Genomic DNA, 16,251 nt, shown 5'->3' on the forward strand with positions numbered 1-16,251 from the left:
AGCCATGACTGAAACCTCGTTGAACACCGAGAAGTACCGCGCCGCGCGCGACCGACTGGTCGACGTGATCGCCGACTACGACACGGCTGTGCAGACCTTCGAATGGCCGAGGTTGGACGGCGCCTTCAACTGGGCCACCGACTGGTTCGATGTGATCGCCGCCGGTAACGACAACACCGCGCTGTGGATCGTCGAGCAGGACGGCAGCGAGCAGAAGATCACGTTCGCGCAGATCGCCCGTCGGTCCGATCAGGTGGCGGCCTGGCTTCGCGGACTCGGTGTCGGTAAGGGTGATCGTGTCATCCTGATGCTCGGCAACCAGGTCGAGTTGTGGGAGTCGATGCTGGCCGTCGCGAAACTCGGCGCGGTGATCATGCCGACAACGAGCGCTCTCGGCCCTGCCGACATCACCGATCGGATCGGTCGCGGGCGTGCTCGCTTCGTGATTGCGAACTCCTCGGATTCGGGAAAGTTCGACGGGATCGATGCCGAGTTCACCGGGATCTCGGTGGGCGGCGACGTGGCAGGGTGGCACGCGTACGCCGGCGCCGACACGGCGGCGCCGGACGGGCCGTTCGATCCCGCCACCGACATCACCGACCCGCTGCTGGTCTACTTCACGTCCGGGACCACCAGCAGGCCCAAGCTCGTCGAGCATTCGCAGGTGAGCTATCCAGTGGGGCACATGTCCACGATGGCGTGGATCGGGGTGCGGCCCGGCGACGTCCACCTGGCCATCAGCTCTCCGGGCTGGGCCAAGCACGCCTGGAGTTGCTTCTTCGCTCCGTGGATCGCCGAGGCGACGATCTTCGTCTACAACTACGCCCGCTTCGACTCCGCCGCCCTTCTGCAGCAGATCCGTCGCGCGGGTGTCACCACCTTCTGTGCCCCACCGACCGTGTGGCGCATGCTGATTCAGGCCGAGCTCGGTGAGCGGCCAGAGACGCTGCGCGAGATCCTGGGCGCCGGCGAGCCGCTGAACCCGGAGGTGATCGGTGCGGTACAGCGTGCATGGGGGCTGACGATCCGCGACGGGTTCGGTCAGACGGAGACGACGTTGCAGGTCGGAAACACTCCGGGTCAACCGGTGAAAGCGGGTTCGATGGGACGCCCGATGCCCGGGGTGCCCGTAGTGCTGGTCGACCCACTCAGTGGCGAGCTCGCCGACGAGGGGGAGATCTGTCTGGATCTGAGCGCCACGCCGGTGAACCTCATGACGGGTTATGTCGACGACGAGAAACGCAACGCGCTCGTGATGCGGGACGGCTACTACCACACCGGCGACGTCGCCAGCCGCGACGAGGACGGCTACATCACCTACATCGGTCGCACCGACGATGTGTTCAAGTCGTCGGATTACAAGGTGTCGCCGTTCGAACTCGAGAGCGTGCTCATCGAGCACCCCGCAGTCGTGGAGGCCGCTGTGGTGCCGCAACCCGATGCCACCCGACTGGCGGTGCCCAAGGCGTACGTGGTGCTCGCCGACGGATGGGCGGCCGATGAAGACACCGCCCGAGCCATCTTGGAGTACTCACGCGACCATCTGGCGCCGTATCTGAAGGTGCGCAGCGTCGAGTTCTTCGATCTGCCCAAGACCATTTCGGGCAAGATCCGCCGAGTCGAGTTGCGTCGACGCGAGGACGACGCGCACCGCTCGGGCGAGGTCATAGCTACCGAGTACCGCTACGAAGACGTCGTCGATCGGCGATCATAGGTCGCCGCTCGATCGCTGTGAGATTCCTGTGTAGAAGCCGGGTTCGACTCGCAGTCAAGGAAATTCCGTGTCCCCGGGCGCGGTGTGACCTAGTGTTGCTTCGGCACGATTCCTATGAGGGGGGAATTTACGGTGGCGAAAGCTAATTATGTGGGTCGGGTCGGTGCGCTTGCCGTTGCACTGGGGATCGGTACCGCGGTGGTCGTTTCGCCGGGGGTGGTCTGGGCGCAACCGGGCAATGACACGTCATCCGGCGGCACCGCCGACAAGGCCCGCGAGTCGTCACAGGATGCGACTCCGCGTAAGGATTCCACAGGCGATGCCGACGCTCCCCAATCGAGCGACACCGATGATTCAGACGACACCGATGATTCAGACGACACCGACGAGTCGGATGACACCGACACCGACAGCGACGCCGGGTCGGACACCGACGCCGACGACGAGTCGGACGACACCGACACCGACAGCGACGCAGAGTCGGACACCGACGTCGGCGACGGGTCCGGCGACATCGATGATCCGAGCGATGACGCATCCAGTGACGACGATGCCGACGCCGAGGTAGAGACGTCGAAGCCGAGGAAGCAGTCCTCCCGCGACAACCCGCCGCAAGCCCCATCCGAGCGAGTCGAGCCCTCGCCGGATGCCGAATCCGACGACGGCGACAAGCCCGACACTGACCAGGATGCAACGGTTTCCGAGGGCGCCGACGCCGAACAGCCACCCACCCGGGGCGAGGCCGAGGCGGTCATCCCCGGCACTGTCACCGAGTCGGCCGGTGTCGCGGACGAGGACGTAGCGGCTGACCTGCCTGCGACATCTGCCGCTGCTGTGGTCACCACTCTGCTCGCGCCCTTCGTGTCACCGCACGGCACCGACAGCCCCGCCGCGCCGATCGAATCACCGCTGCTGTGGGCAGTTTTGGCGTTCGCGCGGCGTCAGTTCGGGCAGCAGCGAGACGAGATCAGCCAGTCGGGGGCGCAGGTCGGCACCACCGAACTGGTCGACGCCGTCGACAACGCGGCACCGGTGCCCGGTGAGGTGACCCACGGCGGCCCGGGCTTCTTCACCGGTTCGGTCAGCGGTCGGGTGACGGCGACGGACCCCGACGGCGATCGCCTCACCTTCACGGGGTCAACGACCACCGACAAGGGGCAGGTCACGGTGCTGTCGTCGGGGCGCTTCATCTACAGCCCGACTGCCGCGGCCCGCCACGCAGCGGCGGCCGACGATGCCACCGACGCGGACAAAGTCAACACCTTCACCGTCACCATCACCGACACTGCGGGAAACACCGCGACACAGCTGGTCACTCTCGACATCTCGCCGACGAATGCGGTGCCTTTCGGCGCGCGGGCACGCGCCGGCGCGGGAAATCTGGGTACCGGCTCGGTGATCGTCACCGTGAGCGCCTTCGATTTCGACAGGGACACACTCAGTTTCACCGGAAGCCCGGCAACCGACAAGGGAACGTTGGTCGACAACGGCAACGGCACGTTCACCTACACGCCGACCGCCGCGGCACGCGAAGCCGCATCTGAGCCGGGGGCCCCGGCTGACGCCAGAACCGATACGTTGACCTTCACCGTCAGCGATGGCCATGGCGGGCTACGGACTGCGAGCGTCACTGTCGATGTCACGCCCGTCATCGAGGCGAGCGCGTCGACCCCCGGCAGGGCCGCCGGGCCGGTCATCGTCAGTTCCAACGGAACCGTGTACCAGGTTGTCTACGACGTGGATCCGACGACGATGCTGCCCACCCGCACGCGCGTCAGCATTCTCGACGAGAACGGCCAGGTGCTGAGGACCACCGGCGACATCGCCGGCGCTCCGCGGGAGCAGGCACCTGCGGTGGTGCGTCCGGACGGCAGCCTGGTCCTCACGACCTACAAGGAATCCACCAACACGACGGTCATCTCGATCGTGGACGGGTTCGGCGAGGTCAAGAAGGCCGGGACGGTGATCGGCCAGGCGTCCGCACCCGTGCAGGTCACCTCGAATGGGACGGTGTTCCTGCAGACCCGGCAGTTCAGCCAGTCCGGCGATCGACTCGTCCGCCTGTCGACCACCAACGGGGTCCGGGTGTATTCCCTCGGGGTGGCGGGCGGCGCGCCGGCGATTGCGCCTGACGGCAGTGCCTACGTCGTGGCCGAGAGCCCGCTGTTCGGCATTCCCTCGCTGTTGGCGGTCGGGCCGAGCGGTAACGCTCGACGGGTGTCCCTTCCGCTGGGCGCGATGACTCCCGACGACGCGGTCATCGGTCCGGATGGCCTGGCGTACTTCATGGTCGGTCGCCAGTCGTTGTCCGGCAGCGACATGACACGGGTGTACACCTTCACCGGGACGTCGAGCACGATCCGCGAGATCCCGGGCGGGCCGGTCAGGGAGACGGTGGTGACTGCCGACGGGGTGTACCAGGCCACCTACGATGAGTCCACCGGTATGTCCTATATCTCGAGGATCTCCTCAGACGCCATCACGACCTCGGACCCCATAGACGGTTTTGTCATCAACGCGATCACCGTCACCCCGACGGGCACGGTGTACGTGGCGCTTCGAGACTTCAGCTCACTGATCGACCGTGTGGCGGTCGTCAGCAGTGACGGCGAGGTCGCCACCGTCGCGATCCCGGGTTCGATCGTCCTTGTCACCCCGAGTGTCCCTTCTGCCGGGGCCAGTGTCGGCAACCCGAATGCCGGCGAGAACGGTTATGTCGCCTATACAGACGGTGGCACAACGTATCTGGCCGTGCTCGGCCCCGACGGCACCATCACACGCACAGTGGCACTGCCAGAGGGCGGTGTGGTCACCAACCCGGTGAGCGTGTCTCCTGACGGTGCGGTCTACCAGGTGATCCAGTTCAGGGACGCTCAGGGACGCGTCGCCTCCGAGGCGGTGCTCACGTTGTCCAACGACGCGGTGACAACGGCGCTGCCGGGATCGCCGCTGCAGCCGAACTACGAGTCGATCGAGTTCGGCCCCGACGGCATCGCGTACCTCGTCACGGTCGAATCGGCGACGTTCACATATCACTTCCTGGGGATCGACGAGGACGGTGCCACGGTCGTGACCTTGGACGCCACAGGTCCGCTGGTGCCGCAGCAGTCCAACTACGTCTTCGACCAGGCCGCCCTGGCTTTCGGTGCCGACGGCACCGCCTACGCCACCTTGCTGGGTGCCGACGCCGGGGTATGGGCGCTGTCGCCGCAGGGCGCCACCAAGGTGCTCGACGTGGATCTCGGGCCTGGCGGCACGCTGGAGCCCGTCGCGTTCGGAACCGATGGCACGCCGTACGTGACGGTGACTCAGCGCGTCGGTGACGAGTACGTGACCACGGTGCAGACGTTCACACCGCCGACCGTGCTCTGAGGGTCACCGGAAGTCGGCGAAAAACGTTGCAACGTCCTCGATGTAGAGGTCAGGCTGCTCGAAGGCGGCGAAGTGTCCACCGCGCGGCATGTCCGTCCAGCGGGTGATGTTGTAGTTGGCTTCGCACCAGGGCCGCGGCGAGCGAAGGATCTCCTTGGGGAACGACGCGACGCCGGTGGGGACTGTGACCTTCTCGCCGCCCGCGAAACTGCCGAAGCTCTCCCAGTACAGCCGAGCCGATGACGCGCCACTGGCGGTGGCCCAGTACATCATCACGTTGTCGAGCAACTCGTCTTTGGTGAGCACGTTCTCGGGATGGCCGTCGCAGTCCATCCACGACCAGAACTTCTCCACGATCCAGGCGAGTTGCCCGACCGGAGAGTCCACCAGGCCGTAGCCCAGTGTCTGCGGGCGGGTCGCCTGCTGCTTCGAGTACCCGGAATCCCACTGCTGGTAATAGCCGAGTCGCTCGAGGGCGGCGGCTTCGTCGGCTGTCGGATCGCGCAGATCCTTCGGTCTCCGGCCGATCGGCATGTTGGTGTGGATGGCCACACAGTGCGCTGCGTTGCGGCCGATCTGGGTGGTCACCGCGGCACCCCAGTCACCGCCCTGCGCACCGTAGCGGGAATACCCCAGTCGGACCATCAGCTGGTCCCACGCCTCGGCGATGTGCTCGACACCCCAACCTGTGCTCGAGGGTTTGCCGGAGAAACCGTAGCCCGGAAGCGACGGGCAGACCACATCGAAACCCGCCTCGGTGAGCGGTTCGATCACCTTGTGGAACTCGACGATCGAACCCGGCCACCCGTGGGTGATGATCAGGGGAAAGGCGGCCGGGTGCGCGGAGCGCTGGTGGATGAAGTGAATGGGAAGGCCGTCGATGTGCGTGGTGAACTGGTCGAACCGATTCAGCATGGCTTCCCTTGTGCGCCAGTCGTACTCGTTGGCCCAGTACGCTGCCAACTCCTGGGTGTAGGTCAGCGGGATGCCTTGCGTCCAGTCCTCGACGCATTCGGCATCGGGCCAGCGGGTGCGCTGAAGGCGAGTGGTGAGGTCGACGAGGACCTCGTCGGCGACGGCGATTCGGAACGGCTGGATCGATGCCATGGTTCAGTCAGGATAATCGGGAGGCGTGGGCACTTCGATTCTGGTCCTGATCGCCGTCACGACGCTGGTGGCGTGTATCGCGTTGGGCGGTGCGCTCTACGAGGCGGTCGTCGTCGATCCGACCTGGCCCAAGCGGCCCGGCATCGTCCAATCCCACAACGGTGGCATCTCGCGAGTGCGGTTCTGGCGTCCCGTATACGTACTGTTCGAGTTACTGCTGGTGGCGACGCTGGTCTTCACCTGGGGTGACGCTGTCGTCGGTGGGCCGCTGCTGGTGGCCCTGGCCGGCCACACAGTGATGCGGATCTGGTCGGTGATCGACTTCGGCCCGAAAGCCTCGGAGTTCGAGAAGCTGGATCCCGGCGAAGTCGACGAGGCAGCGGCGACCCGGTGGACACGACGCAGCCTGTTGCGGCTGCCGCTGCACCTGGTGACGTGCGCGGCGATGTTGGCGGCGCTCGCCGCAGCGTGACGACCCTCTAGCGCGCGGCGAGCACTGTGGGTTGCACGTCGGCGGTCAGGCGCTGGGGAGGCACCCCCGCGCGGACGCAGACCTGTCGAAGGTTCTCAGACGAGGAGGCGGCGAACAATCCGAAGATCACCTCGTCGCTGGGTACCGCGATGATGATGATGAGTTGCACGTCAGGTTCGGGACCGGCCGCTCCGAGTGCGGCGGTGATGTGATCGACCCACGATTGGTCGGCGTCGGCACGGAACCATTCGACGAGGTGATGGGGCATTCCGGCCATGCCCCAACGGTATCGGCGGGCGGCGGCAGTTGAATCAGGGGTTTCCCTAGTGTTGCGGGGGTTTGATCCGTCGGGCGAGTGCCGCGCGGTTGGTGACACCGAGTTTGCGGTAGATGCGGGTGATGTGTTGCTCCACGGTTTTATGGCTGATGAACAGCGTGGCGGCGATGTCACGGTTGGTCTTGCCGCCGCCGGCCAGTTCGGCGACGCGACGTTCCGACGGTGTCAGCTCGAGGTCGTTGTTGCGGCTCACCCTGGTGCGGACGAGCTCGTGTCGCGCCCGCGCGGCCCACAGTGGCGTGCCGAGGTTATCGAATGCCTCTGCCGCATCAGTCAATAGCGTTACTGCAGAATGAATTCGGCGTTGCCGGCGTTCGAGCTGACCGTGTAACAGCTGGGTGCGCGCGGTCTCGAACGGCATCGGCAGCCGCTGGTGATGCCCCATCGCCTCGACCACCACGGCGGTAGCCTGTTTGAGATCACCGGCTGCGGCCAGATGCATTGCGCGACAACGGGCCCCTACTGCCAGAAGCCATGGCCGGTCCAGGCGTCGACCATTCGTCTCCAGCGCGTTGATCAGCGGTTCAGCTTCGTCGTGGCGGCCTACCCCGATCAGCGCCTCGATAGCGTCCGGGACGAAGCTCGAGGCGAAGATCTCACAGGCGCCGGCGGCTGGGTCGAGTCGGGCCAGCAGGGGTTGCATCGTGGCGAGCGCCTCGTTGTACCTGCCCAGCGACGTGTCCAGGAAAGCCAGGGCCATCGCCGGCCACAACATCATGTACAGCGCGTTGCTCTGCAGCGCCGAGGTGATTGCTGCCGTCGCTCCGTCGCGGGCCTCGTCCTCGCGGCCCTCGTAGGCGGCGATGAGTGCTCGCTGATAGGTCGCGATGATCGTCGCGTGATCGGAGCCCTGCTGCTGGCCCCGCTGCATCAACTCGGCCGCCATCGCCGCGGCGCCCGGGTAGTCGCCCAACCACAGTTCCGCGAAGTAGCGGTGCCCCACAACCCACACCAGATCTGTTTCCGCGCCGCGTTCGAGGCATCGCCGGTGCACCTCGCCGAGTTCGAGGCGCGCATGCTCGAGTCGACCGGTCCACAGCTGCATCAGGGCGTGTACCGCGCTCGCGCGGAATGCGATGGGCACATCGTTGTCCGGTGACTCGAGCTCCAGGGCGCGATGGAGTCGGACAGCATCGAATCCTTGGCCGTCGGCGCACCGCAAGGTGGTTTCCATGGCGACCGCCTGGCTGATCAGCGATGGGTCTTCGGCTACCTCTGCGAGCTTGACCGCCTCTTCGGCGTGGCGAATCGGGATGTCCCGGCCGCCCGACATGCCCAGGGCCATCGCCAGGCCCAGATGGATCTGTGCGGCGAGACGTTCGTCGCCGCTCGCGCCGGAGAGTGCGTCGGTCAGTACTTCGGCAGCCCGCCCGAAGTTGTTGCGAAACGTGAGTATTCCGGCATGGAGATGAAGCGCAGCGGCTCTGGTGGGTCCGGGTGAGTGATCGGCGAGGGTCGGTTCGAGCAGCGCCAGAGCGCGGTCGGCGTCGCCGCCTTGGAGACAGTGTTTCGCGGCGCGGATTCGTCGACCCGGGGTGTCGGCGCCCAGGCCGATGGCCAATTCGAGGAGTTCGGCGGCAGCCGAGGGGGCGCCACGGGCGCGGGCGGCGCCGGCGGCGGCGTCGAGGGCACTGACCACTTCGGGGTCGGCGTCGGTGGAGCTGAGAGCAAGGTGGCGGGCTTTGAGCTCGAGATTGTCTCCGACGTGAGCCAGCGCGCGGTGCATCCGCCTTCGGGCCGCCGGACCGGCGGAGCTATAGGTCGCGCGGGAAAGCAGCGGATGGGTGAACCGCACTCGATTGCCCTCGATGGTGATGACGCCGTTGCGTTCCGGTGCTTCGAGCAGGTCGACGACCCGCCGGGTGGTTGCGCCGGTGGCTTCGGCGATCAGATCGACCGTCGGATCGACCATGCACGCGGCGGCCAGCAACGCCCGCTGGGTGTGCTCGTCGAAGGGCTCCGTGCGGTGTGCGATGAGGTCGGCCAGCGTGGCCGGGAGGGCCAGAGGTGAATGAGGCCGCCGGCTGTCGAGTGAGCGCGCCAATTCCACGGCGTAAAGAGGATTGCCGCCGGCGGCTTCGGCGATGTGTACCAACGTCGGACGGGGCAGCGACCGACCCAACTGGCTCATCAACACATCGTGCAGACCGGCCAAGCTCATCGGCGTCATCTGGATTCTCGACAACGCCTCCGGATGGCTGAGCTGCAACCAGTGGGTGCCCCCTGCGGTATTGCCGTCGGTGCGCTCGGTGCACAGCAATCCGATGCGACCGTTGAGACGTCGTGCGACGAAGGCGATCACCGCCCGGCTCGAACTGTCGAGCCATTGCGCGTCATCGATCGCCAGCAGTACGGGACAGGTCCTGGCCAACCTGTCGATCACCGCGACCACCGCTGCAGCAGCCACCCTCTGATCGGTGAAAGGTCCACCGTCTGTGTTGTCCTGGAACAGGATTCGTTTGACTGCGAGGTGCTGAACGTCGGGCAGGGCGTCGAAGACCTCGGACTCGATGTCGGCCAGCAGATCATCGACCGCGGCGTAGGCCAACGCCGACTCGGCCGGGCTGCCTCGCGCTGTGAGGACCCGAAACCCACTCTCGCGTGCATGGTCGAGTCCGGCGAGCCACAGTGCGGTCTTGCCGATGCCCGCTGGACCGGCCAGCACCAACCCCGCTGCCTGGGTTGTCGCGGCGTCGAGCAGCTTCGCCATGGCCGCCCACTCCGCAGCACGAGACACCAAACTGACCCCCATGTGGCACATTGTGACAGTCGGCGACGGCCGCCGATGTCTCAGACGGGCAAAGCCGGGCGGGGTTGCTTGAAACGGCAATCATGTTGCAATTCATGGCACGTCGATCGGTGGTTGCTGTCGCCCATGGCCCGAGGTGCATGACCCCGCTTGACCGGCGCCGAAACCTGTTCACCTGGCTGAAACACTAGGGAAACCCCCTATATCTTCGTGTCCCCCCGCGCGGCTAGCGTCCGAACTGGCAAATAGCTGCGTCTGGGGGGCGGGGATCATGGGGTATGCAAATTATGTCGGCCGGGTCGGTGCGTTGGCTGTCGCGCTGGGGATCGGGACCGCGGTGGCGTCGATGCCAGGGGTGGCGTGGGCCGACCCCGATGCGGGGGTGAGTTCGTCAGTTGACGGCACCGCATCCAGGAACGACGTGACCAGCGACGACGGTGCAGGCGACGCGGGATCGGCGGATGACTCGAAAGCCGCTGACGATACGGATGCCGACGAGCAGGAAGATGTCGACGCCGACGAAGAAGACCCGCAGGACGGCGGGGATCCGATCGACGTCGACCTCGAGATCGATGGCGCCGAACCACCCGAACCAGCTGATCTCAGCGAAGACGATCTCGAGGTGATCCTCAGCGACGGCGATGACGTCGAGGAGGTCGAGGAGGTCGAGATCGAGGTTCCCCAGCCCACCAAGAGGCGGACAGGATCGTCGCAGCAGGCAGACGGGCAGAGCGAGGCGCAGAACCCCTCCGTCGAGGGCGGGATGGCCCCTGAAGTTTCCGGCGAGGCGGGTGAGGTGGGTACGGGTGCGACGCCGGCGCCGCCGCCTGCGAGTCCGCCCGTAGATGTGCCGACCCTGCCGAACTCGGCTGTTCTCGAGCAGATTTCGGCACCAGAGCGGCCGGCGCAGCCGGCAACCGACTCGGTGTCGGTGGCGTCTGTGTTGTCGTCGGTGTTGTCGCCGTTGAGCTCCTCCGACGGTGCGGTACCGGTGGGCTCGCCGCTGGCGTGGGGATTGTTGGCATTCGCGCGTCGTCAACTCGGTCAGCAGCAGGACACGGTGACGGGCCAGCCGCAGATGGTGGTAGCGGCACTGGTGGACAACGCCGCGCCGACCGGGCGGGTGTCGGTGGGCGCTCCGGGATGGTTCACCGCGAGGGTGTCGGGCCGGGTGTTCGGGTCGGATGCGGATCGTGATCCGCTGACCTACACCGGTCCGATGACCACGGCAAAAGGCAGTGTGGTGGTCGATCAGCGGGGTCGATTCACCTACACGCCCAGCGATTCCGCGCGTCACGCCGCAGCCAGGACGGGTGCGACGGAGGCGGACAAGACTGATTCGTTTGTCGTCACCCTTGACGACGGCAACGGTGGGGTGACCCCGGTCGCGGTCACCGTGCGGATCCGGCCGGCCAATGACCGGCCCGATTCGTCGGGTTCGGTGGGACTGCCGAACATGGCCGATGGCGTGGTGTCGGGAGTGATCAGCACCGTCGACGACGACCAGGATCCGCTGACCTATCGGGCCAGCGAAACCACCAAGGGCAGTGTGGTTTTCAATTCCGACGGCACGTTCACCTACACCCCGACCGAGGAGGCGCGGGAGGCGGCCGGCAACCGTCGGGCCTGGTCTGCAGTTCGGCGTGAGTCGTTCACGGTGACCGTAGATGACGGGCACGGTGGCACCGACTCTGTGCGGATCACGGTGCCGATCTCGGCGATCGACAACGAAGCCCCGGTGCTCGATGGGGTCGACGAGGGAAATCCAAGCTTCTTCGGTGGTTCGGTGTCGGGTCGGGTGAACGCGACCGACGGTGATGGTGATCGGTTGACCTACGCCGGATCGGCGAGCACGGCCAAGGGGCGGGTCACCGTGTACTCCTCGGGGCGGTTCACCTACACCCCGAGCGCAGCGGCCCGCCACGCCGCCGCAGCCACCGGTGCGTCGGAGGCCGACAAGACCGACAACTTCACGGTCACCGTCACCGATGCCTTCGGTGGATCACTGTCGGTGCCGGTCACGATCGACATCTCCCCGAAGAACGCGGCGCCGAGCAGTGCGCGGGCCCGCGCCACCGCACCGAACGCCACAACCGGCGTCGTGACGATCACGGTCACCGGTCGTGATTCTGACGGCGACACAATGACATTCAGCAGTCCGGCGGCAACGCCCAAGGGCGCCCTCGTCAACAACGGCAACGGCACGTTCACCTACACCCCGACCGATTCGGCCCGCCAGGCCGCCGGCGCACCTGGCGCACCGGCGGCGGCGAAGACCGATGCGCTGACCTTCACTCTGACCGACGGCCACGGCGGGTCGCGGACGGCCTCGGTCAACGTGGGCATCGCGCCCTCGACTGCCAACGGTGCCCCGACGGGCGGGGTGGCAAATCCGGGTCAGCCCGGTGCCGATGGCAAGGTGTCCGGAACGGTGACGGCGACCGATCCCAACGGGGATCCGTTGAGTTACGCCGGGACGGGCAACACGACCAGGGGCAGTGTGGTCGTCAACACCACGGGTTCGTTCGTCTACACGCCGTCCGATGCGGCGCGGCATGCGGCGGCGGCCAATGGTGCTGCGGCGGCGCTCAAGCAGGATTCGTTCACGGTGACCGTCAGTGACGGCAAGGGCGGCACACTGGCGGTTCCGGTGACCGTCACGATCGCCCCGAAGAACACCGCGCCCGTGGTGAGCTCCACTGTGGGAACGCCCAATCCGGCGAGCGGCCTGGTGACCGGTTCGGTGACGTCAACCGACGCTGACGCCGATGTCCGCACCTACGCCGCGCCGGCCCTCTCGACCAAGGGCGGTGCCGTCGCGATCAACAGCACCACCGGTGGGTTCACCTACACTCCGACCGCGGCAGCCCGGCAAGCTGCCGCCGCAGCAGGGGCTACTGCTGCGGACAAGACCGACACGTTCACTGTCACGGTCAACGACGGTCACCTCGGCGGGGCCGTCACCGTCACTCTGTCGGTGGCCATCGCCCCGGCGGCCAACGGCGCCCCGACAGGCGGAAGTGCCAATCCCGGTTCACCGGGCGCTGACGGGAAGGTTTCCGGGACGGTGACAGCCACCGATCCCAACGGTGATCCGCTGACCTACAGCGGCTCTGGCGCCACCGCCAAGGGCAGCGTGATCGTCAACGCCAACGGAACGTTCCTCTACACGCCGTCTGATGCGGCCCGGCATTCGGCGGCGGCCAACGGTGCCGCAGCGGCGCTGAAGCAGGATTCGTTCACCGTGACCGTGAGTGACGGCAGGGGTGGCACGCTGGGCGTGCCGGTCACCGTCACCATCAGCCCGATGAACTCCGCGCCGGTGGGGAGTTTCACCGCGGGAGCGCCCAACTCAGCCAATGGTGCGGTGACCGGCGCTGTCACCTCGACCGACGCAGACGGGGATGCTCGGACCTACAGTGGTCCCGCCGTCTCGGTCAAGGGCGGCACCCTGGTGGTGAATTCCGACGGCACGTTCAGCTACACGCCGACGGCCGCACTGCGCGAGGCTGCCGCCGCGTCGGGTGCCCCGGCCTCGGCGAAGGTCGACAGCTTCAGCGTCACCATCAACGACGGTCATCTCAACGGCACGACCACGGTCAACGTGCAGGTGGATATCGCGCCGGCGGTGGCGGAGACCACGAGTCCTGCCCCGATCAGCGGCATTCCCTTGAGCAACGGTCTCGTGGGAACGACTGGCAGCATCTTCCAACCCATCGCCAGTTTCGACGAGCAGCTCAGCCCCTCGACCTTCGTGCGGGTCTACGACTCTTCGGGTGCGGTGATCGGTGACACCGCGACGATCACCGGTAATCCAGCTGCGCCGATCGTGCGATCGGACGGTGGTATCACGATCGTGACTTACGACTCGGTGGCAGGGACTGCGACCGTCCACGTGGTCAGTGCCTCGGCGACTGTTACCGCGACCACCTTCACCGCCGGGGGCTCGCCTTCGTTTTTGGGCGGCAGCGGCAGGCAGTACATGCTGGTGGGTTATCGAGATTCGGCAAACAGGCCGGTCGTGAACATCGTTCCTCTCAGTGCGGGTGCTGTGGAGAGCTATTCGGTTACCGGGCTACCGGTCGTCGGACCGGATGGCACCATCGCCGCACTTCAAGTCACGGGGGCCAGCTCGGAGGACGCCTCGGCGGTCATCTTGGTCATCGACGCCGAAGGGCAGACGAGAACGATGACCGCGCCGGAACTTCTCACCTCGGGTATCTCTTTCAACGTCACCGTTGCGCCTGACGGGACCGTCTATTTGCCGACACTCGTGCAGCTCCCGACGGGTGTTGATAGCCAAACTGGCTTGGCAACCGAGGTGCTCGTGTTCGATCCTTCGGGGAGTGTCTCGAAATCGCCCGTCATCGCCGACATGAGACCGGCTGCGGGTGTCGTTGTGGCAGCAGATGGCACAGCGCATTTGTTGACAACCCCATTTTTCGCTCCTGATGGATCCACACCAGACACGTACATGGTCTCGATCGTCACGGGGGGCGGTCTGATCAACACTCCGCCGTTCACCGCACCCTTCTGGGATCCGCAGATTCTCGGGGCGTCACCCGGCGGGACTTTGTACGTGCTCATCAACGACTCCGACGACGATGTCAACCGCGTGGTGGTGGTCCGGCCGAGTGGGTCCCTGAGCACCGTCACGCTGGGAGAGTTCAGCTTTTCCGACCCGTATGTCATCGGCAAGGACGACAACCTCTACATGACCTACCGGTTCGACGGCGAAGATGTTTTGGCGGTCGTCAGTTCGACAGGGCAGACGCGGGTTCTTCCGTTCAGCGTCGACTTGGAGCCGTTCTCCGGGGGTCCCCAACTGGCTTTTGATGACGACGGCACTGCGTACGCCGTCGTGTCCACGGAAGGCGGTGTAGTCGTTCGGATCTCTGAGGACGGCTTCGCCACCTGGAGGGCAAGCAGTCCGGTCGATATCACCCGCGGATATCTGCAGATCGGACCGAACGGAACGGCGTACCTTGTGTCGGACAGCTCCGGCGCGATCGTCACGGCGATCGACCGAACCGGCCGCATCCTCGCGACGGTCGTAGACGACGCAGGCACCGCTGTCGGTCCAGTGGTGTTCGCAGAGAATGGCATCGCCTACGTGACCGTGCTCAATGGCAACCCCGCAGAGCCGACCGTCACCACGACGGTGTGGGCGATCACCGCATCAGGCGTCAGCAAGGTGACGACGGTCAGTGGCTTCACGGGAGGCGCCGCACCAGGTTCGCCGAGTTCGACTCCGCTCGTCAGCTTTACGGGCGACGGCAAGCTGATCCTCACCACCGTGGTGGTGGAAGATCTGGAGCAGATGGTGTTCTCCACGCAGCTCAGTCTGTTCAACGAGGCGCCGGCCCCTGTCAGTCCGTGGAATGTGACCACCGTGGTCCGTAACACCGCCACGGGTGTGGTGCAGATGCAAATCACCGACAGCACCGCGGGTTCGGGCACCGGTGAGCCGGTCGCCGTCACCTACAGCGGTTCGACCACCTCGCCGTTGGGAACAGTCGTGGTCAACCCCGACGGGACGGTCGTCTTCACTCCGAACGCCGCGGCGCGGCAACTGGCAAACGACGCGAACCGTCCGCTGTACGCGGCATTCTTCGTGACGGCGACCGATGGTCTGGGTAATGCCAATCTCATTCCTGTCACCGCCCGTCTGCTACCCGACAATCCTCCCGCGGACGTCGAGCCGACTCCACGTCGGTTTCGCGAAATCCTTGCGCTGCCCGGGGGCATTGGGCCCGGCGGGAAATACTCGTGGCAGTCCTTGTTCACATCGACAGACGCCGAATGGAAGCGTGACCCCGCAACGGGTCAATGGCTCAGCTATAAAACGACTTTGACGCGGGTGTCCAGCTTGGATGCGAGCGACTGGCCTACAGATCCACAAAGCGGGCTGCCCGAGAGTCCAGACGTCTACGTGGTTTCAGTACTCAATCTCGGGGGAAACACCGACGGGTTGGTCACGGGCTATCGCAAGATGGAACTGGGTGATGCGATCACCGTCAAGTTCGACGTGCCCCGCCCCGATGGCACACCGTGGGTGGAGTACGCGCCGGTTGCCTTCGCAGTCGGAACCTTTCCCACTGAGCTGTTCCGTACTCGTTTCGACCCGGACGGCGAGGTCGGCGGCTACATGTTCAACAATGAGATCGACGAAGAGGACTTCCAGGCATGGCAGGCCGACTGGGACGAATACGAGAACATCAGGAACGCGGCGGAGGAAGCACGGCTCAAGGCGCCGTTGATCCAGGGACTTGGCAACGCGACTCAAACGGGCCTCGAGCTCTTCGGCGGCGCGGGGAAGGGCACGATCGTCGTGAAGGGAATCAGGTCAGGTCCCAATGGGCTGGAGCTGATCACCGACTACCAGGAAACCGAAGCGCAATACGGTGACCGGCTGAATCCAGTATTCGTCATCGAAGGCGTCGAGTACACGCCGCCGCCGCAGATAGGTATCTGAACCCTAGATCGCCGTCAGTGGGGGG

General features: G+C 65.9%; 7 protein-coding genes. 4 read left to right on the forward strand and 3 right to left on the reverse strand.

The window, feature by feature from the left end; translation table 11 throughout:
* Window positions 1–4: 4 nt before the first annotated feature.
* Together WA965_RS14650 and WA965_RS14655 are read left to right on the forward strand one after the other, a co-directional pair.
* Window positions 5–1,714 carry an AMP-binding protein gene (locus WA965_RS14650; RefSeq protein ID WP_526302467.1) on the forward strand — a complete coding sequence of 570 codons (1,710 nt, stop codon included), beginning with the start codon at window positions 5–7 and terminating at the stop codon, window positions 1,712–1,714.
* A 132-nt stretch (window positions 1,715–1,846) separates the two neighbouring features.
* Entirely contained in the window at window positions 1,847–5,086 is a 3,240-nt protein-coding gene (locus tag WA965_RS14655; RefSeq protein ID WP_526302469.1) for a cadherin-like domain-containing protein, read from the forward strand.
* A gap of 3 nt (window positions 5,087–5,089) precedes the next feature.
* Here the strand turns inward: WA965_RS14655 and WA965_RS14660 are convergent, their stop codons facing one another.
* Window positions 5,090–6,193, reverse strand: coding sequence for an alpha/beta fold hydrolase (locus WA965_RS14660; protein WP_526302471.1), 1,104 nt, complete (start codon window positions 6,191–6,193; stop codon window positions 5,090–5,092).
* Window positions 6,194–6,218: 25 nt separating this feature from the next.
* Between WA965_RS14660 and WA965_RS14665 the strand changes: the two genes are divergently transcribed.
* Window positions 6,219–6,665 (forward strand): hypothetical protein, encoded by a 447-nt coding sequence (locus tag WA965_RS14665; protein WP_526302473.1) that lies wholly within the window; start codon window positions 6,219–6,221, stop codon window positions 6,663–6,665.
* Between the two features lie 7 nt (window positions 6,666–6,672).
* Here WA965_RS14665 and WA965_RS14670 read toward each other — a convergent pair whose 3' ends face one another.
* A complete protein-coding gene (locus tag WA965_RS14670; RefSeq protein WP_526302475.1) occupies window positions 6,673–6,942 on the reverse strand; it encodes a hypothetical protein in 270 nt (89 codons plus the stop codon).
* 46 nt (window positions 6,943–6,988) lie between these two features.
* A complete protein-coding gene (locus WA965_RS14675) occupies window positions 6,989–9,754 on the reverse strand; it encodes a helix-turn-helix transcriptional regulator (RefSeq protein ID WP_526302477.1) in 2,766 nt (921 codons plus the stop codon).
* 268 nt (window positions 9,755–10,022) lie between these two features.
* Here WA965_RS14675 and WA965_RS14680 point away from each other — a divergent pair, with 268 nt between their 5' ends.
* Window positions 10,023–16,226, forward strand: a complete 6,204-nt coding sequence (locus WA965_RS14680) for a cadherin-like domain-containing protein (protein ID WP_526302479.1) — start codon at window positions 10,023–10,025, stop codon at window positions 16,224–16,226.
* Window positions 16,227–16,251: the final 25 nt, after the last annotated feature.

The sequence above is a fragment of the Mycobacterium sp. genome, assembly GCF_049683935.1.
Taxonomy (GTDB): domain Bacteria; phylum Actinomycetota; class Actinomycetes; order Mycobacteriales; family Mycobacteriaceae; genus Mycobacterium.